Annotated in this window: 18 protein-coding genes; 15 read left to right on the top strand and 3 right to left on the bottom strand. The window is 67.8% G+C overall.

Going from position 1 to position 20500, the window contains the following annotated elements; all coding sequences use genetic code 11:
- The first annotated feature begins 14 nt into the window (after positions 1–14).
- Both CXQ90_RS15525 and CXQ90_RS15520 read left to right on the top strand, forming a co-directional pair.
- Positions 15–1394 carry an MFS transporter gene (locus tag CXQ90_RS15525; RefSeq protein ID WP_104140271.1) on the top strand — a complete coding sequence of 460 codons (1380 nt, stop codon included), beginning with the start codon at positions 15–17 and terminating at the stop codon, positions 1392–1394.
- A gap of 27 nt (positions 1395–1421) precedes the next feature.
- Entirely contained in the window at positions 1422–2198 is a 777-nt protein-coding gene (locus tag CXQ90_RS15520) for an SDR family NAD(P)-dependent oxidoreductase (RefSeq protein WP_104140270.1), read from the top strand.
- Between the two features lie 70 nt (positions 2199–2268).
- On the opposite strand, the gene pdxA is transcribed toward CXQ90_RS15520, so the two are convergent.
- Complete coding sequence (gene pdxA / locus CXQ90_RS15515) at positions 2269–4680, bottom strand: 4-hydroxythreonine-4-phosphate dehydrogenase PdxA (RefSeq protein WP_104140269.1); 2412 nt, start codon at positions 4678–4680, stop codon at positions 2269–2271.
- 205 nt (positions 4681–4885) lie between these two features.
- On the opposite strand from pdxA, the gene CXQ90_RS15510 reads away from it, so the two are divergent.
- The 11 genes from CXQ90_RS15510 (at position 4886) to CXQ90_RS15460 (ending at position 15584) form a co-directional block, all read left to right on the top strand.
- Positions 4886–6460, top strand: a complete 1575-nt coding sequence (locus CXQ90_RS15510; RefSeq protein ID WP_104140268.1) for an ABC transporter substrate-binding protein — start codon at positions 4886–4888, stop codon at positions 6458–6460.
- Positions 6461–6463: 3 nt separating this feature from the next.
- Entirely contained in the window at positions 6464–7399 is a 936-nt protein-coding gene (locus tag CXQ90_RS15505; protein ID WP_104140267.1) for an ABC transporter permease, read from the top strand.
- On the top strand, positions 7396–8331 hold the full coding sequence (locus CXQ90_RS15500; protein ID WP_181038582.1) for an ABC transporter permease: 936 nt from the start codon (positions 7396–7398) through the stop codon (positions 8329–8331). Before CXQ90_RS15505 ends, CXQ90_RS15500 begins: the two co-directional genes overlap by 4 nt.
- A gap of 1 nt (position 8332) precedes the next feature.
- Positions 8333–9406 (top strand): ABC transporter ATP-binding protein, encoded by a 1074-nt coding sequence (locus tag CXQ90_RS15495; protein ID WP_258064549.1) that lies wholly within the window; start codon positions 8333–8335, stop codon positions 9404–9406.
- A complete protein-coding gene (locus CXQ90_RS15490; protein ID WP_104140266.1) occupies positions 9399–10232 on the top strand; it encodes an ATP-binding cassette domain-containing protein in 834 nt (277 codons plus the stop codon). Before CXQ90_RS15495 ends, CXQ90_RS15490 begins: the two co-directional genes overlap by 8 nt.
- Positions 10233–10289: 57 nt before the next feature.
- A complete protein-coding gene (locus CXQ90_RS15485) occupies positions 10290–11279 on the top strand; it encodes an aldo/keto reductase (RefSeq protein WP_104140265.1) in 990 nt (329 codons plus the stop codon).
- Between the two features lie 60 nt (positions 11280–11339).
- The gene (locus tag CXQ90_RS15480) at positions 11340–12116 is read left to right on the top strand and encodes an HpcH/HpaI aldolase/citrate lyase family protein (protein ID WP_104140264.1); all 777 of its coding nucleotides are present in this window, start codon (positions 11340–11342) and stop codon (positions 12114–12116) included.
- Between the two features lie 4 nt (positions 12117–12120).
- Positions 12121–13419 (top strand): exo-alpha-sialidase, encoded by a 1299-nt coding sequence (locus CXQ90_RS15475; protein ID WP_104140263.1) that lies wholly within the window; start codon positions 12121–12123, stop codon positions 13417–13419.
- The gene (locus CXQ90_RS15470) at positions 13416–14105 is read left to right on the top strand and encodes an SDR family NAD(P)-dependent oxidoreductase (RefSeq protein ID WP_104140262.1); all 690 of its coding nucleotides are present in this window, start codon (positions 13416–13418) and stop codon (positions 14103–14105) included. Before CXQ90_RS15475 ends, CXQ90_RS15470 begins: the two co-directional genes overlap by 4 nt.
- 96 nt (positions 14106–14201) lie before the next feature.
- A complete protein-coding gene (locus CXQ90_RS15465; RefSeq protein WP_104140261.1) occupies positions 14202–14987 on the top strand; it encodes a DeoR/GlpR family DNA-binding transcription regulator in 786 nt (261 codons plus the stop codon).
- A 120-nt stretch (positions 14988–15107) separates the two neighbouring features.
- Positions 15108–15584: a universal stress protein gene (locus CXQ90_RS15460; protein ID WP_104140260.1), complete on the top strand. Its 477-nt coding sequence runs from the start codon at positions 15108–15110 to the stop codon at positions 15582–15584.
- A 131-nt stretch (positions 15585–15715) separates the two neighbouring features.
- Here CXQ90_RS15460 and CXQ90_RS15455 read toward each other — a convergent pair whose 3' ends face one another.
- Together CXQ90_RS15455 and CXQ90_RS15445 are read right to left on the bottom strand one after the other, a co-directional pair.
- Positions 15716–17992 carry a fibronectin type III domain-containing protein gene (locus CXQ90_RS15455; RefSeq protein ID WP_104140259.1) on the bottom strand — a complete coding sequence of 759 codons (2277 nt, stop codon included), beginning with the start codon at positions 17990–17992 and terminating at the stop codon, positions 15716–15718.
- A 354-nt stretch (positions 17993–18346) separates the two neighbouring features.
- Complete coding sequence (locus CXQ90_RS15445) at positions 18347–18745, bottom strand: DUF5997 family protein (RefSeq protein ID WP_104140257.1); 399 nt, start codon at positions 18743–18745, stop codon at positions 18347–18349.
- An 80-nt stretch (positions 18746–18825) separates the two neighbouring features.
- Here CXQ90_RS15445 and CXQ90_RS15440 point away from each other — a divergent pair, with 80 nt between their 5' ends.
- Complete coding sequence (locus tag CXQ90_RS15440) at positions 18826–19563, top strand: LysR family substrate-binding domain-containing protein (RefSeq protein ID WP_104140256.1); 738 nt, start codon at positions 18826–18828, stop codon at positions 19561–19563.
- A gap of 108 nt (positions 19564–19671) precedes the next feature.
- Positions 19672–20430 carry a LamB/YcsF family protein gene (locus tag CXQ90_RS15435; RefSeq protein ID WP_104140255.1) on the top strand — a complete coding sequence of 253 codons (759 nt, stop codon included), beginning with the start codon at positions 19672–19674 and terminating at the stop codon, positions 20428–20430.
- Positions 20431–20500: the final 70 nt, after the last annotated feature.

Genomic DNA, 20500 nt, shown 5'->3' with positions numbered 1-20500 from the left:
AAGCGAGGTGCACCATGTCGTCCATGAATCCTGCGAACCAGCTGGACGAGCTAGGCCAGAGAACGCTGCGGAAGGTGCGTAACCGCCTCATGCCGCTCATCGTTCTGCTCTACTTCATCGCCTATCTGGACCGGAACAACGTCGGTTTCGCGAAGCTGACCATGAGCGAGGACATCGGCCTCAGCGCTGCCGCGTATGGCCTCGGTGCTGGCATCTTTTTCCTCGGCTATGCCTTGCTGGAGATCCCCAGCAACGCTGGCATGTACAAATTTGGAGCGCGGAAGTGGATTGCCCGCATCCTGATCTCCTGGGGCATCTTCGCCACGGCCATGGCACTGGTCAATGGCGAAGTCACGTTCTACATCATCCGTTTCCTGCTGGGCGCTGCCGAGGCAGGGTTCTTCCCGGCCATGCTGTTCTACCTCACGCTGTGGTTCCCGGCCGCGCAGCGCGTCACCGTGCTGGGCATCTTCATCCTGGCGCAGCCGATCTCCAACGCCCTGGGCGCCCCTGTCTCCGGGCTGCTCCTGCAGATGGACGGCATCTGGGGCCTCCACGGGTGGCAGTGGCTGTACATCATCGAAGGCATCCCCGCCATCCTCCTCGGCCTGCTCACGCCGGTCCTGATGACCGACCGCCCAAGCCACGCCCGCTGGCTGGCCGACGACGAGCGCGAATGGCTGACCCGGACCATGGACGAGGAACTGGCGCACAAGCAGAAGGGCCAGCCGCACCACTTCCTCGCCGGCCTGAAGGATAAGCGGACAATCGCCTACTCGGCCCTGTACTTCGGCCTGGTCTGCGGCATCTACGGCCTGGGCCTGTGGATGCCGACCATCGTTGCCGCCCTGGGCAGGTTCACCACCACCGAAGTTGGCTTCATCGTGGCCATTCCGTACACCATCGCGGCCGTCTTCGTGTACTTCTGGGGCCGCCGCTCCGACCGCACCGGCAACCGGGTCATGCACGCCAGCATCAGCATGGTGATGGCGGCCATTGGCCTCCTGGCCGCCGGCTACCTCGTGCAGGTCAACGCCATCCTGGCCCTGATCGCCCTGACACTGGCCGCCATGGGCATCTACTCGGCCATCGCACCGTTCCTGGCGATGCCCTCGACAGCCCTGGTGGGCGCGGCTGCGGCAGCCGGCCTGGCCATGGTGAACTCGCTGGGCAACCTGGGCGGCTTCGTGGCTCCGTACGCCGTGGGCCTGTTCAACGACGCCACGGGCGACAACCGTTCGGGCCTGGTGTTCCTCTCGGCCTGCCTGGGCATCACAGCGGTGGCCACCTTCCTCTACGCGCGCAAGCGTCCTGAAGGCCATGTGAAGCCTGGCACGCCGTCCGCGGTCGGCGAGGAAGCAGTTGCAGCCGACGAGTTCGACATCAAGAACTGACATCCAGGCAACGAAGGGCTGAGGAACATGACTCAACACGAAACGTTCCCGGCCGAGCGGACCGCGGTGCTGACCGGCGCCGCGTCTCCGCGAGGCATTGGCCGCGCGACGGCGGAAATGCTGGCCAGCCAGGGCTGGGCAGTGGGCATTTTGGACATCGACGGCGATGCGGCGCGGAGGGCGGCGGAGGAGATCACGTCCGTCTATGGCGTCAAGGCCTTGGGCGTGGGCGCTGACGTGTCCGACCAGGCAACCGTGAACGCGGCCATCGACGAAGTGGAATCGACGTTGCCCCCGATTGTCGGCCTGGCCAATCTGGCCGGCATCAGTTCCCCCACGGAGTTCATGGACGAAACGCTCGAAGCGTGGGAGCGGGTGTTCAAAATCAACATGACCGGCACGTTCCTGGTGACCCAGCGGGTGCTCAAGGGGATGATCGAACGCAAGCTCGGCAGGATCGTCAGTGTCTCCTCGATTTCGGCGCAGCGCGGCGGCGGCACCTACTCCAAGGTGGCCTACAGCGCCTCGAAGGCTGCCATCATCGGGTTCACACGCGCGCTGGCCCGGGAAATGGGCCAGCACGGCATCACCGTCAACTGCATCGCCCCCGGTCCCGTGGACACGGACATCATGGGCGGCACCCTGACGGAAGAACGCAAGGCGGCAATGTCGGCGGACATCCTGGTGGGCCGGGTCGGCTCGGTCCGGGACATCGCAGCGCTCATGGTGTTCCTGATGGGCGAGGACGCTGGCTTCATCACGGCCGCGACGTACGACATCAACGGAGGCCTGCAGATTTCGTGAAGCCGCCTGGCTAGCATTGGTGCCCGGCCAGCCGCCGAACCCGGCTAGCGCGGCGGCTGCCGCAGCGCCCCTAGTTTTGCGGGGCCTGGATGGGCGACGCCGCCGGGCTCGGTGACATTTCCGCGGCCTGGCGCAGGGCCTCGATCATGCTCCCGACCTCGACGATGCCCTTGCCGGCGATGTCGAAGGCGGTGCCGTGGTCCACCGACGTGCGGATGACGGGCAGCCCCACCGTGATGTTGACGCCGGCTTCGATGCCGAGGACTTTGACCGGTCCGTGGCCCTGATCGTGGTACATCGCGACGATGAGGTCGTAGTCGCCGCGGCCGGCCAGGAAGAAGGCGGTGTCGGCCGGCAGCGGACCGCGGGCGTCGATGCCGTCGGCCTGGAGCTTCTCGATGGCGGGGGTGATCTTCTCCGCTTCCTCGCCGTAGCCGAACAGCCCGTTCTCGCCGGCGTGCGGGTTGATGGCGCAGACGCCGATCTTCGGGTTGGCGATCCCGGCGCGCTGCATGGCTTCGTAGCCACGACGGACCGTCCGTTCCACCAGGCCGGGCTCGATCTTGTTGATCGCATCGATCAGGCCGATGTGCGTGGTCACGTGGATGACCTTGACCTTCGGGGTGGACAGCATCATGGACACTTCTTCGATGCCCATGAAGTGGGCCAGGAGTTCCGTGTGCCCGGGGTAGATGTGCCCGGCCTTGTGCAGCGCGGCCTTGTTCAGCGGCGCGGTGCAGATGCCCTGCACCTGGCCGCTCATGCCGAGCTCGCAGGCGATCCTGATGTAGTGGTAGGCGGCGTTGCCGGCTTCGGCCGATTCCTGGCCCCAGGGCAGGTCCGCCGGCAGCAGCTTCGGATCGATCACGTTGATGCGGCCCGGCTCAAAGACAGCTTCACTGACGCTCACCACCTCCACGATGTCCGCTTCCACGCCAAGCGCCGTGGCACCCAGCCGCAAACGGTACGTGTCCCCGATGACCACCGGCCGGCAGTCGCGGTAGGCGTTCTCGGCCAGGAGCGCGCCCACTGTCACTTCGGGGCCGACGCCGGCGCCGTCGCCCATGGTCACGGCGATGAACGGCCGGGTGTCCTGCTCGGTGTTGCTCGCTTCAGTGTTGTTGGCTGCTGCGGATGTCATGTCTGCTCCAGATTCGTGGGAGGGATTCTCAGGGTGTTCTGTGGCCGGGCCTGCGGGAAGGGCCGCGGCGCGGAGGTCCTTGATGGACTGGTACAGCTCGACGAGAGCGTGCTCGTCCCCGAAGCTGCCGGGCTTGGTGCCGACCAGCCGCCCGTCATCCGACAGGCTGACTACGGCTCCGTGCTGCGCGGACGCCAGCGGCGCCAGGTGGCGGATCCCGAAGGCATCGAGCACCTCGCGGGCGGTTTCGCCGCCGGTGAGGATGAGGTCGGCGCCGCCGGCGGCATCTGCCACCAACCGTCCGAGGCTGCGGACGATCACGCCGGAGTCCTGTGGATTCACGACGGCGCCGCTGACCGTCAGCGCGGTTGGCGTGCCCGCGGAAAGCAGCTGCTTTGCCGATTGGAGCCGCTGCCAGCAGGCTTCCGGCTCGCGGAGCTCGGCAGGAGCTATGCGCAGTGCGCTGAAGCCGACATTTTCCAGCCGCAGCAGCTGCGCCGCCGCCGTGGCGGAGGCGGAGCCGACGGCGGCCAGCACCGGCGGGACTACGCGCGCCGATGCATGATCTTGCCACCGGGCAGGCTCATTCTGCGTGATTCGCGCAGGTTGGCTGCCCAGTCTTGAGCCCAGTTTCGTTGCCAGGAGCGCGGCGGCGCCGCCCGTCCCGGCCAGAACGATCCGGCGGCCGGCAGCCGTGAACTCCAGTTCCAGAAGGGCGTCGGCGACGGCTTCCAGGTCCGCTTCGGTCTCGCCGTCGGCAATCACCGTGACTGGACCGCCGGCTGACAGGGCGTCAGTCAGAAAGGTTGCCAGGCCGCCGGACCTCGCGACGTCGAGGTCGGCCGAAACAAAGGCGGAGCCTTCGGGCCGGTTCAGCACCTGCTCCACTGACGACGGCGGCGCGGCGTCCTCCGCCTGCCAGAGTGCCGTGCGGTCGAGCCGGACGCCGTCGGCAAAGGGCTGGCCGCCCACCACGGATCGCCGCAGCTGGGGGAGTGCCCCGGCCACCACGACGTGGTAGCCCAAGCGCGTCAGCGCGGCCACTTCGGGGCCTACGTTGCCGCGCCACAGTGAATCCAGCTTCTTGAAAAGGACCTGCGCACGGGCTGCCGTGGTGCCGCCGAAGACCGCGGAAACCGCCGCTTCGGCCGCTTCCGGTGCGACGGCCCGGGTATGCGTGTCCACCACGAGGACGTCGGGGCCGTCGCTGTCCGTCAAGGCTTGAGTTCCGGCTTCAGTGCCGGCCAGGAGGAGGCGCGTTCCCAGGCCCTGGGTGGCAAAGCATTGCCCCACTTCTGCTGCGCCGGAAAAGTCGTCCGCCTGGATAAGGACTGCGGTCACGTCATCCTCCTTTCTTCTGTAGGTCCACCCGATTCGGAACCGGCCGGGATGAGTCCCCCCGCGTCGTCGATAGCTCCATCATGGCATGACTGCGCGGAATGCGCCAGCGCTCTTGCGCATTCTGCGCAGGAGTGGCAGAGTGATCCATGTAACACGGCGCAGGCCAACCGGCCGCCAGCCGTCCCGTTCAACCGAGAGGTCAACGATGACCGTTCTTCCTCAAGGAAGTGAGATCTCACGGCGCCGCCTCCTGCAGTTCGGCGCAGCCGCCGGATTTCTCCTGGGCACAGGCTCCATCGCCGGGTGTGCCGGGCCCACGGGCCTGCCGGGTCCCAGCACCCTGACCCTGGCCCTCAACAGGTCGCTTGTCAGCCTGGACAACAAACTTAACCAGTTCGACGCCGCCGTCACCGTCCAGCGCGCCGTTCGCCAAGGACTCACGGCCATCGGGCCCGAAACCAAGCCGGTGCTGGTGCTTGCGGAAAGCTTCAAGATGACCAAGCCCACGCAGTGGACCGTCAGGCTCCGCGAGGGCGTCCGATACTCCGACGGCACGCCGGTGGTCATCGAGGACATCGCCACGGCCCTGAAGATGTACCAGCAGGTGCAGGGATCCTTCGTCGCCGGGTTCTTCCCCGAGTTCCCCACTGTGGTGCCCGTTGATGACCGCACCTTCCTGATGGAGTCCAAGAACCCCATTCCCATCCTGGATTCGCTCATGAGCATGATCCTGATCAGCCCGGCAGCCAAGAACAAGCCAGAGGAACTGCAAGAGGGCGTCGGCTCCGGCCCCTATGTGGTCACCAAGTACAACCGCGGCGCCGGCACCTACAGCCTCAGGCGCAATGAGAACTACTGGGGCCCGGCTCCCAAGGTGGACAACGTCGAGGTCCGCTTCCTCCCCGAGGAATCCAGCCGCGTGATCGCCCTTCGCAGCGGCGAGGTGGACGTCATCGACTCCATCACCCCTGACTCGCGCGAACAGCTGGCGGGGCTTCCCGGCGTCGTCCTTGCCGAAGCTTCCAGCCTTCGGCTGAACCAGATCTTCTACAACTTCCGCAAGCCCGCCGGCCACCCGCTTGCCGACGTCCGCGTCCGCGAGGCCCTCAGCTGGGCCGTCGACGGCGAGGCGCTGGTCAAGGACGTGCTGGTCGATTCGGTCAGCGCGGCCGAAGGCGTGGTGCCATCCAGCCTCACCGGCTACTCGAAGACCGGCACCTACACCTACGATCCGGGGAAGGCCAAGGCAAGGCTGAAGAGCCTGGGCGTCACGGACCTGAACCTGAAAATCATCTGGGAAACCGGCGAGTTCGCGTCGGACACCTCCGTCATGGAGGCCCTCGTGGAAATGTTCGGCGCCGTCGGTGTGAAAACCCAGCTCCAGCAGTTCGAGCCCGGCGGCAACATCCTGGCCTGGCGCCAGGGCAAGCAGGGCGACTGGGACCTCCTGGGCAACGGCTTCAGCAGCCCCACCGGCCTGGCCATCACCATGATGCAGGGCATGTATGCCGGCACTCCCGAGAAGGAGAAGACCCGCGACACCTACCAGGGCTATGTGTTCCCCGAGGTGCAGGCCAAAATCCAGGCGGCATCCTCCGAGGTGGATCCGGTCCGCCGGCAGCAGCGGCTGGCCGTGGCGCAGAAGGCCATCTGGGACACCTGGCCGTGCGCCTGGGCGTTCGTGCCCAAGTCCGTGCTGGCCCATCAGAAGCGGGTGGGCGGCCTATCCCTGGCCCCTACCAACTCCTACCCCCTCGTTGACGTCCGGCTGGAGGCCTGAGTCATGACCAACTACATCCTCAAGCGGCTCGGCCAAGGCCTGCTGACAGTGTTCCTCACCGTCTCCACCGTCTTCATCCTGATCCGCCTGGCCCCGGGTGATCCTGCCGTGTCCTACGCCGGACCGCTCGCCACCACCGAACAGCTGGCCAAGGTCCGCGAGCAGTTCGGACTGGACCGCCCCGTGCTGGAGCAGTACTGGATCTTCCTGCAGCAGCTGTTTACCGGCAACCTCGGCACCTCATACTCCTTCCAGGCGCCGGCCATGCAGGTGGTGGCCGAGCGGATGCCCTACACGCTGACGCTCGCCACCGCATCGATCCTCCTCACCGCGGTGGTGGCTATCCCGCTGGGCGTGTGGATGTCCCGCCGCCCGGACACCAACCGCGAACTCGGCGTCAACGTCCTCACCATCGCCGGGCAGTCCATGCCGGACTTCTGGACCGGCATCATGCTCCTCACCGGCTTCGCCGTCCTGATCCCGCTGTTCCCGGCGTCGGGCTTTGCCACCTGGGGCGGGCTGGTGCTCCCCACCGTCACCATCGCCATTCTCCAGATCGCCCTGATTTCGCGGATGGTCCGGCGCGAGATGACCGCGAACTTCGCGGCACCGTTCCTTACTGTGGCACGGTCCCGCGGCGTCCGGAACTCGGTCCTGACCTGGCGCTACGCCATGGGCAACTCCGCCATTCCCGTCTTCACCGCCCTCGGTACCCGGTTCGCCGCCATGCTCAACGGCGTGGTGGTGGTGGAGGTGGTGTTCGCCTGGCCGGGCGTCGGTTCACTGATCGTCCGTGCCCTCGAGACCCGCGACTACCCCCTGATCCAGGCCACAGTCCTGCTGACGGCACTACTGGCCGTAGCCGTCCAGCTGGTCATCGACCTCGCCTACCCCCTTCTTGATCCCCGCGTTCGTCTTGGAAAGGCGGCAACAGCATGAGCCTCGACACCGCACCCCCGGCAGAAGTCCCGGCAGACATGCCTCCGGCGAGGACGCCGTCCCCGAGCGCCGTCACCAAGGAGCTGATCGCCAAGGCGGGCGCCACCCGCCGCCGCAAGGCAGCGCAGTGGAAGCTGCGGATCGGCGCGGTCTGCACGCTGATCGTCATCATCCCCATCCTGCTGGCCCAGCTGCTTCCGCTGCCGGACGCAAACCACCAGGACCTGTCCGCCCGCCGGCTCCCGCCGCTCATGGACGGCCACCTCTTCGGCACCGACCAGCTCGGACGCGACCTGCTCTCCCGCGTCCTGCACGGCGGCCAGGTCTCGCTGACCATCGGCATCCTGGCCGTGGTGGTCTCGGGCGCCATCGGCATCATCCTCGGCGCCGCGGCCGGCTACTTCGGCGGCTGGGTGGACACCGTGGTTTCGCGCATCCTCGAGGCCCAGATGTCGCTGCCGCTGCTGATGATGCTGCTCCTTGTAGTGGCACTCTTCGGCCCCTCCATCCCGGTCATCACGTTCGTGATCGCCATAGCCCAATGGCCGGAAGTGGCCCGGCTGACGCGGTCCATGGTGCTGGTGGAACGCGAAAAGCCCTACGTGTCCGCGGCCCGGATCCTGGGCCTGCACCGGATCCAGATCCTCATCCAGCACATCATCCCCAACGTCATCAAGCAGGCAACGCTGGTGGTCCTGCTGCTCCTGGCCCAGGCCGTGCTCCTGGAAAGCGCGCTCAGCTTCCTCGGCGCCGGCCCGCAGCGGCCGTTCGCCACCTGGGGGCGCATCATCTCCGACGGCCAGGATTACATCACCACCTCCTGGTGGATGGTCACCCTGCCCGGCCTGGTGATCGTGCTCATGGTGGTGGGCGTGAACCTGCTGGGCGACGGCCTCCGCGACCGTCCCCGCCGCAAGAAGAAGGGTGCCTGACATGAACGCACACGACGCCGCAGGCCAAACCAACACAGCGCACGCCCACACCGGCCATCAGGAGCAGGCCCTGCTGGAGATCCGCAACTTCCAGGTGGAACTCATCACCGACGCCGGCATCGTCCGCGCCGTGGACTCCGTGAGCTTCAGCATCCACCGGGGCGAAACCGTCACCATCATCGGTGAGTCCGGCTCCGGGAAATCGACGACGGCGATGGGCATCCTGCGGCTGCTGCCGGAGGACCTGGCCGTGATCTCGGGCTCCGTGCTGATCGACGGGGCCGACGTGATCGCCGAGCCCAAGGCAATCGACAAGGTCCGCGGCAAAACGCTCGCGCTGATACCCCAGGACCCCATGACCGCCCTGAGTCCGGTGCACTCGATCGGCAGCCAGCTGTCCGAAGCCATTCGGATTGCCGGCGCCGCCTCCAAGGAGAAGGACGCCGTCCGGGCCCGGGCCATCCGCCTCCTGGAGCAGGTCCACATCCCGACGCCGGACAAGCAGCTGAAGAAGTACCCCCACCAGCTGTCCGGCGGCATGCTCCAGCGCGTGCTGATCGCCATCGCCCTGGCCAGCGAACCGCAGCTCCTGGTAGCCGACGAGCCCACCTCGGCCCTGGACGTCACCGTTCAGGGCGGCATCCTGGATCTCCTGCTGGAGCTCCAGGAACAGCGCGGCATCGGCATCCTGATGATCACCCACGACCTCGGCGTGGCCCGGCTCATCTCGGACCGGATCCACGTGATGAAGGACGGCTCGTTCGTGGAGTCCGGCGAGGTCCAGCAGATCGTGGAGCATCCCGCCACGCAGTACACACGCAGCCTCCTGGCGGCCGTGCCGGTCCTGGGCCCCTGGGACGAAACCCCGGCGGTGCCCGCAGGCGATACCGCCTCAAGTGAAGACCCCGGCGTACGTAAGAACGACGACGGCGACAGCACCGCCGACGGCGACGGCACCGCCGGCGGCGACGCGACCGCCGTCGGACGTCCCGCCGTCGGACGTCCCGCCGTCGACACCACCACCACGGCGCCCGGCGCCGCCCCCCTGACCAGGACTGGAGTCCGCCATGACTAAGCCGTTCCTCTCCGTCGAGAACCTCGTGGTGGACTACCACGTGCCCGGCGGCACCTTCCGGGCCGTGGACGATGTGTCCTTCTCGGTGGACAAAGGCAAGACGATCGCCGTCGTCGGTGAATCCGGCTGCGGCAAGTCCACCATCGCCAAGGCGCTGATGCGGCTGGTGACGCCGGCCGGCGGCCGGATCGAACTGGACGGGACGGACATTGCCGCGATGAGCGAAGCCAAGCTGCGGCCGATGCGCTCCAAGTTCCAGATGGTCTTCCAGGATCCCTACGGTTCCCTGGACCCGCACCTCACGGCCCAGGAGATCGTGGCCGAGCCGCTGAAACTGCAGGGCGTGAGGTCCCGGGCCGAGCGGAACAAGGCCGCGGCGAAGCTGATCGACCAGGTGGGCCTGCCGGCCAAATCCCTGGACCGTCATCCGGCGGAATTCTCCGGGGGCCAGCGGCAGCGGATCGGCATCGCACGGGCCCTGGCATCCAAGCCGGAACTGCTGGTCTGCGACGAGGCCACCAGCGCCCTGGACGTGTCCGTGCAGGCCCAGGTGCTGCGGCTGCTGAAATCCATCCAGGAGGAGACCGGCATTACGTACGTCTTCATCTCGCACAACCTTGGCGTGGTGCAGGAAATCAGCGATAGCGTCATGGTGATGCAGCGCGGCAAGCTCGTGGAGTCGGGCACCACCGCGTCAGTCCTGACATCCCCCAAGGAGGACTACACCCGCAAGCTCCGCCGTGCGGCCCTCGATCCGTCAACCATGCGCGGGCTCAAGCCGAGGCACCTGGTGAGGTCGCTGGCCCTCGCCAACCAGCCGGGCTGACCCGAATCCGCACTGAACCGAACTGAACCAAACACTGCAACCATGAGGAACCAACACATGAGCAAGCAGCCAGAAGGCACTCCCGTGGACGGGTTGAAGCTACCCATCTCCCGCCTCGTCCTAGGCACCATGACATTCGGCGACACCGCCGACGAGGCTACCGCCGGCCGCATGGTGGATGAGGCCCTCGCCGCCGGCATCACCACGATCGACACCGCCAACGCCTACGTGGGCGGTGCCACCGAGGAAATGCTCGCTCGGCTCCTCAAGGACCGCCGCGAAGACATCGTCCTGGCCTCCAAGGCGGGCATGCCGCACGCCGACCACGGCCAGCACACCCCCCTCTCGCCGCAGGGACTGCGCAAGAGCGCCGAGGGCAGCCTGCGCCGCCTCGGCGTGGACAGCATCGACCTCTTTTACCTGCACCAGCCGGACCGGGCCACGCCGCTGCGCGACACCCTGGCCACCGTGGCTGAACTCGCCGCCGAGGGCAAGATCGGCGCCCTGGGCGTGTCCAACTTCGCCGCCTGGCAGATCGCAGACGTCATCCACGTGGCCCGCGAAGTCGGGGCGCCGCGTCCGGTGGTGGCGCAGCAGCTCTACAACCTGGTGGCCCGCCGCGTCGAGGAGGAGTACCTTGAATTCGCCGCCACCCACGATGTCCACACCATGGTCTACAACCCGCTAGGCGGCGGGCTGCTCACCGGAAAGCACAGCTTCGAGTCCAAGCCCTCCGAGGGCCGCTTCGGGGACTCCAAGCTTGCCGCCATGTACACGCAGCGCTACTGGGACAAGCAGCTGTTCGAGGCCGTCACGGGCCTCGCCGGCATCGCTGCAGACGCCGGAATCGGCCTGGTGGAGCTCTCGCTGCGCTGGCTCGCCTACCGCGACGGCGTCGGGTCGATGCTGCTGGGCGGCTCCAAGGTGGAGCAGCTGCAGGCCAACATCGCGGCCGTGGCCAAGGGCCCCCTGCCCGCCGACGCCACCGCTGCGTGCGACGCCATCGGAGCCGGGCTCCGGGGCCCCATGCCCGCCTACAACCGCTGACCTGACCCAGACCAGCCGCACACCATAAGCGGCCCACAACACGACTGAAGGTAGAAAAAGATGACATCGGACCTGGCCCTCGAATTCGCCCGCAAGATCCGCGCCCGCGAGCAGGCCGTCGGATACTGGGCCGTGCTGGACGCGGCCGTGGCCACGGAGCGCATAGGCCGCCTGGGCTACGACTACGTCGCCTTGGATGCGCAGCACGGACTGCTGGGCTATTCGGGGATCCTCAACGGTCTGATCGCCATCGACGCCGGGCACACCGCCGTCGGCATGGTGCGCGTTGAGGACAACAACCTGACCGCCATCGGCAAGGCCCTGGACGCCGGCGCCGTCGGCATCATCGTGCCGCTCGTGAACACGGCAGAGGACGCCGCCGCGGCCGTGGCCGCCGCGAAGTACCCGCCGATGGGCGGCCGCTCGTACGGGCCCATGCGCTCCGCCCTCCGGATCGGCCCGGTACCGGCCGACGCCAACGCCGCCACCCTGGTGTTCGCGATGATCGAGACGCCGGACGGCCTGAAAAACGTCAAGGAGATCTGCGCGACGCCGGGGCTCGACGGCGTCTACGTGGGCCCCTCGGACCTGGCGATCGCCGTAGGCGGTGCCTTCCCGGGTGACCCCGCCATCGAAAGCGAGTTCAACGCCGCGCTGGAGGCGGTCGCCGAAGCAGCGGCCTCCGCAGGCGTGGCCGCGGGCATCCACACCGCTTCCGGCGACATCGCCGCCCAGCGGCTCCGCCAGGGCTACACGTTCACCACGGTGGCCTCGGACCTGACCCACCTGGAACTGGCCGCCAAGGCGCACCTGGCCGCCGCAACCGCAAAGGACTGATTCCGTGTCCACCAACCCCACGACGCCCACGCCCACCTCCACAACGGATAGCACCGGCTACGGCTCCATCACCCCGGACGGCGCCTTGAAGCACGCCGACGGCGCGGACTTCGCGTACCTGCCTGCGCCCACCGTGCAGAGCCACGCCGCCAACCTCCTGACGCTGCCGGACGGACGGCTCGGCTGCGTCTGGTTCGGCGGAACCCAGGAGGGCGTGCCGGACATCTCCATCTGGTTCTCCACCCTGGTGCCCGGGAACACGCAGTGGTCCCCGGCGGAGCAGCTCTCCGACGACGGCACCCGGTCCGAGCAGAACCCTATCCTCTTCACCGCCCCGGACGCTTCAGGTCTGGACAGCCAGCTGTGGCTGCTCTACACCGCGCAGAAGGCGGGCAATCAGGACACCGCCGAGGTCCGCCGTCGGACGTCAACGGACTCCGGCCGGACCTGGGGGCCCGTGGAGACGCTCTTCGCGGCCAACGAAACCGGCGGCGTGTTCGTCCGGCAGCTGCCCGTAGTGCTGCCGTCCGGCCGCCTGATCATCCCGATCTTCCGCTGCATCACCACGCCCGGCGAAAAGTGGGTGGGCAACAGCGACGACAGTGCCGTGATGGTTTCCGACGACGGCGGCGCCACCTGGAGCGAGTACGTCCTGCCGGGCAGCCGGGGCTGCGTCCACATGAACATCCAGCCGGTGGCCGACGGCTCGCTGCTGGCACTGTTCCGCAGCCGCTGGGCCGACTCGATCTACGAATCGCTGTCCACCGACGACGGCACCACCTGGAGCGAGCCCGTCCCCACCGAGCTGCCCAACAACAACTCCTCCATCCAGTTCACGGCGCTCGCCGACGGCCGGCTGGCGTTGGTCTACAACCACAGCCGCGCAGAGGAGAACACCGAGCGGCGGCTCTCGCTCTACGACGAGATCGACGACGACGGCCTGGCCGAGGAACAGGGGCAGATTACCGAACCGGCTGCGCCGGCGGGCGTTGCGGGTTCCGGCGACGGCGCAGAACGCCGCGCCTTCTGGGGCACGCCCCGCTCGCCGATGACGCTGGCGATCTCGGAGGACTCGGGCCGCAGCTGGCCCATCCGGCGGAACCTCGACGTCGGGGACGGCTACTGCCTCTCCAACAACTCCCGGGACGGCCTGAACCGCGAGTACTCCTACCCGTCCATCCACCAGGGTCCGGACGGCGCGTTGAACATCGCCTACACGTACTTCCGCCAGGCCATCAAGTACGTGCGCGTGGACCCGCAGTGGGCCTACGAGGGCAGCACCACCCCCGGCGGGGACGCGTGACCATTCCGCAGGCAGCGCGGCACGCCGTGGTCACCGGCTGCAGCTCGGGCATCGGCAAGGCCATCGCCGAGAGGCTGCTGGCGGACGGCTGGTCGGTGACGGGGCTGAGCCGTGGCGAAACCGCGCTGGGGCCGGGCTTTCAGTGGCTGCGTGCTGACCTGTCCGATCCGGCGTCGCTGCCGGAAGCGGTCGCCGACGTCGGCCCGGCCGACGCCCTGGTGCACGCCGCGGGGTTCCAGCGGACCGCCGTCCTGGGCGAGCTGGATCCGGAGGCGCTCGCCGGGATGTTCACGGTCCACGTGGCCGCTGCCAGCGCCCTGGCCAACGCCCTGGTCCCGAGGATGCCCGACGGCGCGAGGGTCCTCCTGATCGGCAGCCGGACGTCGACCGGGTCCCCGGGCAAGAGCCAGTATGCGGCCACCAAGGCCGCGCTGCTGGGCATGGGCAGGACCTGGGCCCAGGAGCTTGCGCCCCGCGGCATCACGGTCAACGTCCTCTCGCCCGGGCCCACGGACACCCCCATGCTGGCCGATCCCGGGCGGGCGGCCACTCCGCCGAAACTGCCGGCGCTGGGCCGCCTGGTGGACCCGGAGGACGTGGCGGCGCTGGCCGGTTTCCTGCTGGGGCCGCACGGGAAGTCCATCACCGGGCAGAACTACGTCATCTGCGGCGGCGCGTCCCTGTGAGCGGATACGGCCGGCGGGCAAATACGATGAGGGCAGCGTGATGGCCCGCAGGACGCGGATCAGGATGCGGCATCAGCTGCCGAAGGAGAACCAGGGATGACCACCGCCAAGACCAGGCGCGAAGAGATCTACCACCTCGCCGTCACCACAGGGCTGGCGTCGGTGGAGGAACTGTCGCGGCATTTCCAGGTCACGGCGTCCACCATCCGCCGGGACCTCGCCCAGCTGAATGAGCAGGGGAAGCTCGCCAGGACCTACGGCGGCGCGGTGGCGCTCGGCGCCCACCCCGAACCGTCCCTGCGGCAGCGCACCGGCCAGGCATTCGAACAGAAGCAGGCCATCGCGGCCTGGGCCGCCTCAGAGGTCAAGGGCGGCGAGAACATCCTGCTCGACGGCGGTTCCACCGTTGGCGCGCTGGCGCACGCGCTGCGCGGGCGGGAAAACCTTTCGGTCACCACGCCGGGCATCAACACCCTGCAGGAACTGGCGGACTCGCCGGGCATCCAGGTGGACTGCCTCGGGGGCCGGCTCCGCGGTGTCAGCCAGACGTTCGTGGGCCCGCTTGCCGAAGCCGCCCTGGAACGCATGAGCTTCGACCGCGTATTCCTGGGTGCGGATGCGGTGACAGCCGATGACGGGCTGTGCGAGGCGGACCACTCCCAGACCAGGCTAAAGGAGCTCATGGCACGCCGTGGCGACGCCGTCTACGTCCTCGCTGACTCCAGCAAGCTCGGCAAGCGGCCGTTCCACGCCTGGGCCAAGATTCCGCTGCCGTGGACCCTCGTCACCGACGCCGACGCCGACCCGGGCCAGGTGGCACTCTTCAGGAACGCCGGTGTCCAGGTTGAGCTGGTGCCGATTGACAGCAAGGCAACGGCTTAGGCGTACTGAGCCAGCGCTCGCCGCCCAAGGCCCGGGCGGATATTCTGACGCCCATGGACGTCGTTCCCGTTCCGCGGCAGTACGAACCGCAGCTGCGGCTTACCGAAGGCGGGCGGACCCTTGCCTGAGGCGGGGTGGCCGGACGGGCCGATCGTGCTTGGCGTCAGCTGGGGGTTCCCGGAGCTCCTGGTCCGGAGGGCCGCCGACTTCGCCGCGGATCTTGGCCTGCATCTGGTGTGCGCTTTTGTCGATCCGGCCAGCTACCTGACCGAGTGGGAGGCTGAAGAGCTCCGGACTGCCCATTCCATGGACCCTGCCGTCAACGAGGAGGCCGATTTTCCGGCCGGGCAGCTGCTGCTGAGCCTGGAAGCCATTCTCGGCCAGCCCGGAGAGGGCTGGTCCTTCCGGGTACTGAACGGTGACATTTCGCCCGCGCTCGGCCGCCTTGCCGAGAGCGCCGGCGCATCGATGTTCATCGTGGGCTGCCGCCGGTCAGGCGTTATCGCCTGGCTGGACCGGCTGATCGAGGGACCGGTCTACGCGGCCCTGCTCCGTCAGCAGCGGCTGCCCGTCCTCATCATCCCGTACGACGGCTGATGGCCGTTCCGTCATACCTGGACAACGAAGTCCGGTGGCTGCCGGCGCGGTGCCGGCAGCCACCGGACTGGTGGCGAAATTGCCTCGATTACTGCAGCGTCACCGTGATCGTTGAGGCCGCGTGTGGTTTCCTATTTGTTGGTTACGGTGGTGGGTCCCGCGATGCCCCCTCCGGTGGACTCAACCCAGACCGTGCCGGGGTTGGTGCCTGCGGCTGCGTTGCGGAGCCGCAGGGAGTAGACGCCTCCCGTGGCAGGTGCCGCTGCGGCCGTAACAGCTACCGTACCCAGAAGCCTGCCGGTCGGGCCGCCTGCGCGGACCGTTACGGTGCTTCCAACGAGGGAGCCGGTGCCGGAGATCCGGAAGTCGCCGCTCTTCCACTGGGCGGTGACCGTCACCCGGTCCGGCAGGGGGGTTACCTTGACATCGTCGGTCCGGGATTCGGTGCCCATGGTGACCGTCAACCTGAAAGTGAGCGGGCTGTTGGTCATCGGGTACTTGAAGACTGGCAGGCTGAACGTGGGCTTCGGGGTGTTCGCACCGTTCAGGGTGACGGCGTCGTGGCCGGTTGCCGGGATCTGCTCCCACCGGTAGGTGGCGCCGGCGGTGGAGCCGGTGCCGTCCAACGTGACGTTGGTGGCGGTGGTACGGCGTGCGACGGTCTGATCCGGGCCGGCCATGGCCACCAGGGCACCCTGGACCGTCACGGGAGAGGACTTGGCGGATTCGGGTCCCATGCCGTTGGTGTTGCTGGCCCTGACAGTGAACTGGTAGGCGGTGTCACCATTGAGGCCGGCATAGACCAGGCTGGTGACGTTGCCGGCCACCGTCTTGGGGGCGCCGAACGGGGTGGTTCCGGTGTAGGCCTGAATCGTGTAGCCCGTGATGGTCAGGCCCGCCGCGCCCGGGTCAGGTGCGGTCCAGGTCAGGCTTGCCGTCCCTTGGCCCACCGTAGCGGCGGAGAAGACCGGCGCTGCAGGCACGGGATCGTTGGTGATGGTGAACGTGGCTACTCCGGTCTCGGACCTGTTGCCGGAGGGATCAATGGCCGCGTATTTCAGGGTGCTGGTCTGTGCGACGTCCATCGGACCCTTGTAGAGCACTGCCTTGTCGGAGAGGACACCGCCCGCCAGGAAGATCTCGGACCCGTCGAGGGTGTAGTAGATCTGCGCACCCGATTCGCCGGTGGTGAGCGTCACCTTCTGGGCGGTGGGGGACGTAGCGCCGTTGGGCGAGGCGGTCACCGTGGGGGCGGTGGTGTCGGTCTGCGGAACTGCATGCGCTGCCGGGAAGGTCTCTCCGGAGCTGCTCACGCCAACCACGTAGACGTCGTACTCTTCGGTGCCGGAGAGCCCGGTGATGGTGGTGCCGGTGGCGCCCTGGCCGGAGATCCGCTTGCCGATTTCCACCGTTTCGTTGTTGCTCCACGTCTTGCCCACGGCCACGGCGCGGTAGCCGGTGATGGCCGGCGTGCCGGGGATGGCTGCGGCCGGGGTCCAGTTCAACTTGAGGCCGGCGGAAGTTTTGGCGGCGGTGATGTTGGTGGGAGCCGCGGGGCCGGACTGGCGGGGGCCGTTGGGGCAGCCGCCCATGCCGGGGCCGCCGGGCTCGCCGAACTCGGCAATGGTCAGGCCCTGGCGGTTGGCGTCCACGTCCTCAGCTTCCCAGGCCATGGCGCGTGCACCGCCGGCCGCCGCTGCCATTTGCGCGGTTGCGGCGTCGTCGAATACGTAGGTGGCGGTGAAAGTGTTGGGGCCGTCGGTGTCAAACTCCAGGGCTGACGAGTATCCGCCCTTGTCAGCCGGGGTCAGGGGCCCGGGAACTGCGCGGATGTCGCGGCGCGAAACCGCGGTGTCCTTGAGGGCCGGCTCAATGATGCGCTGTTCCATCTGGTTACGGTTGACGCCGGTTCCGACATGCCCCTTGACCGTGACGGTGGTGCCGCTGATTGTGGTTGCGCCCTTCACGTAGGTGTCCTGGACCTTGGTTTCACCGGCGACCGTGCTGCCGAACTTTATTGAGACGACGTCGCCGGGAAGGATATCGGGAGTGACATTGAGTCCGGTATCGGCACCCCAGCAGACGCCGCCCGGGTGGTTGATTTCGAACGCCACATCGCCCGCCGCGACCAGGGACTTGGCGGAGCCGACGACTCCGATGCCCGGCCGGGTGACCTCAACCGTTGCTGTTTCGCCGAGGTGGTCCTGGTACCCCTCAATGGTCACAAAGTCGCGGTCTGGAAAGACCACGATGTTGTCCGGGAAGGAAGGCACGGCCGCATTGGCAGCCGGAATGGCGAACATGGACGTGGAGCAGATGACGGCCGAAACGGTGGCAATGATTCCGGCCCTGCGGGCGCCGGGAGGGCGGAAAGTGTGCGCTCCCGGCTCGTACTGTGCTGATTTCATGATGACCTCATCGATCCGAGGTGCGCGATACCTTCACGCACAATCACAGAATCAATAGGTCCCCTTGGGGAAACGCTGTACGTCCCGGAGAGGCCAGCCGCCCCCGGCCACCCATTTGGAAGCACCCCTGGTCCCCCAGATGGAGGGGGAATGGGCGCGATGACTCAACCGCCCATTCGCCGCGACGGCAGGCAGGGGAGGCCGGGGCCAGTCCCTGCGGGACGGGAGTCCCGTGAGGGGACAGTAACCCCCATGGGGGATGTCTTTCCCCTAAGGCTGGGGGATCAGGAATCCGGGTTTCTCCAAGGGCTGGACGGGGTCCGCGCTGCCTTGGCGCCGGCGTAGCCGGACGTGCTAGTCCTGGCGGGCCTTCTTCGCGTCCTTCTTGGCGGCCTCGTCCTTGACCCGCTGCGCCTCGGCGCGCACCGCTGCGTGCGTGGAGCGCTCGGCGACAAGCCAGGCAGGGGGAGCCTGCAGCAGCGCGGTGATTTCCGCCGTCGTCAGCGCCTCTTCGACACCGCCGCGGGCAAGGCCGCTGATGGAGACGTTGAGCTTCTGCGCCACCACAGGGCGGGGGTGCGGGCCGTTGCGGCGCAGCTCGGCCAGCCACTCCGGCGGATTGGCCTGGAGCTCGGCGAACTCTGCGCGGGTGATTGTTGAATCCTGGAACTCCTGGGGTGTTGCGGGCAGGTAGATGCCAAGCTTCTTGGCAACGGTGGCCGGCTTCATGGACTGGGAGTTAGCAGAGGTCATGCTTCAAGGGTATCTGGCTGGCCGCGAACGGCGCACCAACAGCAGGCGCCGGCCGGCGGTGCTGGCGGTACTGTGAAGGTGTGCCCGCTGAAGATGAACCCACGCTTGCCCCCGCCCCGCCGGAACCTCAGCCGAGGGAGCTCCGCTTTGCGTACGTCGCCGGCGTGACTCCGGGAAAGTGGATCAGGCGGTGGGAAGAACGGATGCCGCATGTTCCGTTGCGCTCGTTCATGTCCGACGGCGGCGCGCAGGTTGCGGTGCTGCGCGACGGTTCGGCGGACCTCAGTTTCGTCCGGCTGCCGGTGGACCGAGAAGGCCTGAACGTCATTCCCCTTTATGAGGAACAGCCGGTGGTGGTGGCGCCGAAGGGCCACGAGATCTCCGTGTTCGAAGAGGTGGCGCTGGAGGACCTGGCGGAGGAGACATTCCTGGACGCCGACGGGCTGGGCGGGCCCGAGGCCGCGCTGCAGGTGGTGGCGTCCGGAGCCGGCCTGCTGATCCTGCCCATGTCCGTGGCCCGGCATTTCAACGTCAAGGACACCGTGGCGCGCCGCCTCAGCGGGGCGCCCGGGACGGAGATCGCGCTTGCGTGGCCCAGCCATGCCACGGACGAGGTGATCGAGGAGTTCATCGGCATTGTCCGCGGCAGGACTGCGCAGAGTTCGCGGCAGCCCTCGGCCCAGCAGGAGAAGCCGAAGAAGGAGCCCAAGCCGGACCGCCGCGGCACCGGAGTCAAGAAGCCCAAGGTGGCCCAGCGCTACGCCCCTAACCCGGACAAGGGCCGAGGCAAGGGCTCGCGGAAAAAGGGCAAGCGCTAGCTAGGGCTGGGTCTCTTCGCCTTCGGATCGTTGAATTGCTGGATTGTTGAACAATTCAGGAAAGTGTTGCATCCTTGAAGCAGACACTTCAATGAGACAGGGGTCACAATGCCGACCATGGATCTGAACAGCGACGTCGGGGAATCCTTCGGACGATGGACGTTGGGGGATGACCAGGCGATGTTCCGCTCGGTCACCAGCGCCAACGTCGCGTGCGGATTCCACGCGGGTGACCCCAGCGTTATCCGCAGCACCTGCCGGAAAGCCGCGGAGGCCGGCGTCGTCATCGGAGCGCACGTGGGCTACCGCGACCTGGCGGGCTTTGGCCGCCGCTTCCTGGACATTGAACCCAACGAGCTGGCGGATGACGTGGTCTACCAGATCGGCGCGCTGCAGGCACTGGCCGCAGCGGAGGGGTCGCGCGTCAAATACGTCAAGCCGCACGGCGGCCTCTACAACGCCATCGTCCACCACACTGCGCAGGCGCAGGCCGTCGTCGACGCCGTGAAGTCCGTGGATCCCGGACTGCCCATCATGGGCCTTCCGGGCTCCGAGGTGCTGCGCCTGGCCGAGGCATCCGGGCTGCGCGCCGTTCCGGAGGCCTTCGCGGACCGGGCCTACACCCCGGAGGGCACGCTGGTCTCCCGGTCGCTGCCCGGATCCGTTCTCGAAGATCCGGCACAGGTGGCGGAGCACGTCCTCCGGATGGCCACCGAATCCGCCGTCCGCGCTGTGGACGGCTCCATCCTCAAAATCCGGGCCGAGAGCATCTGCGTCCACGGCGACTCTCCCGGCGCTGTGGCCATGGCCGCCGCGGTGAAATCCGCCCTCAACGGGGCGGGCGTCAGCCTCGCCGCGTTTGCCTGACCGCGTTTGCCTGAGCGCACCAGCGCGGCCACCAGAGTCCGTACCCGCGACTCCTTCATCACTCCAACAC

The organism is Arthrobacter sp. ZGTC131 (assembly GCF_002929275.1).
In the GTDB taxonomy this organism is placed as follows: domain Bacteria; phylum Actinomycetota; class Actinomycetes; order Actinomycetales; family Micrococcaceae; genus Arthrobacter.
The sequence above is the reverse complement of the archived record's forward strand: the minus strand, read 5'-3'. Positions and strand labels throughout refer to the sequence as shown.

What these genes read in the sequence shown, in the direction of transcription:
- CXQ90_RS15505 (WP_104140267.1), top strand. Translation starts at nt 6,464, where the DNA reads ATGACCAACTACATCCTCAAGCGGCTCGGCCAAGGCCTGCTGACAGTG.
- CXQ90_RS15525 (WP_104140271.1), top strand. Translation starts at nt 15, where the DNA reads ATGTCGTCCATGAATCCTGCGAACCAGCTGGACGAGCTAGGCCAGAGA.
- CXQ90_RS15435 (WP_104140255.1), top strand. Translation starts at nt 19,672, where the DNA reads ATGCCGACCATGGATCTGAACAGCGACGTCGGGGAATCCTTCGGACGA.
- CXQ90_RS15445 (WP_104140257.1), bottom strand. Translation starts at nt 18,745, where the DNA reads ATGACCTCTGCTAACTCCCAGTCCATGAAGCCGGCCACCGTTGCCAAG.
- CXQ90_RS15500 (WP_181038582.1), top strand. Translation starts at nt 7,396, where the DNA reads ATGAGCCTCGACACCGCACCCCCGGCAGAAGTCCCGGCAGACATGCCT.
- CXQ90_RS15480 (WP_104140264.1), top strand. Translation starts at nt 11,340, where the DNA reads ATGACATCGGACCTGGCCCTCGAATTCGCCCGCAAGATCCGCGCCCGC.
- CXQ90_RS15485 (WP_104140265.1), top strand. Translation starts at nt 10,290, where the DNA reads ATGAGCAAGCAGCCAGAAGGCACTCCCGTGGACGGGTTGAAGCTACCC.
- CXQ90_RS15520 (WP_104140270.1), top strand. Translation starts at nt 1,422, where the DNA reads ATGACTCAACACGAAACGTTCCCGGCCGAGCGGACCGCGGTGCTGACC.
- CXQ90_RS15465 (WP_104140261.1), top strand. Translation starts at nt 14,202, where the DNA reads ATGACCACCGCCAAGACCAGGCGCGAAGAGATCTACCACCTCGCCGTC.
- CXQ90_RS15490 (WP_104140266.1), top strand. Translation starts at nt 9,399, where the DNA reads ATGACTAAGCCGTTCCTCTCCGTCGAGAACCTCGTGGTGGACTACCAC.
- CXQ90_RS15510 (WP_104140268.1), top strand. Translation starts at nt 4,886, where the DNA reads ATGACCGTTCTTCCTCAAGGAAGTGAGATCTCACGGCGCCGCCTCCTG.
- CXQ90_RS15495 (WP_258064549.1), top strand. Translation starts at nt 8,333, where the DNA reads ATGAACGCACACGACGCCGCAGGCCAAACCAACACAGCGCACGCCCAC.
- CXQ90_RS15455 (WP_104140259.1), bottom strand. Translation starts at nt 17,992, where the DNA reads ATGAAATCAGCACAGTACGAGCCGGGAGCGCACACTTTCCGCCCTCCC.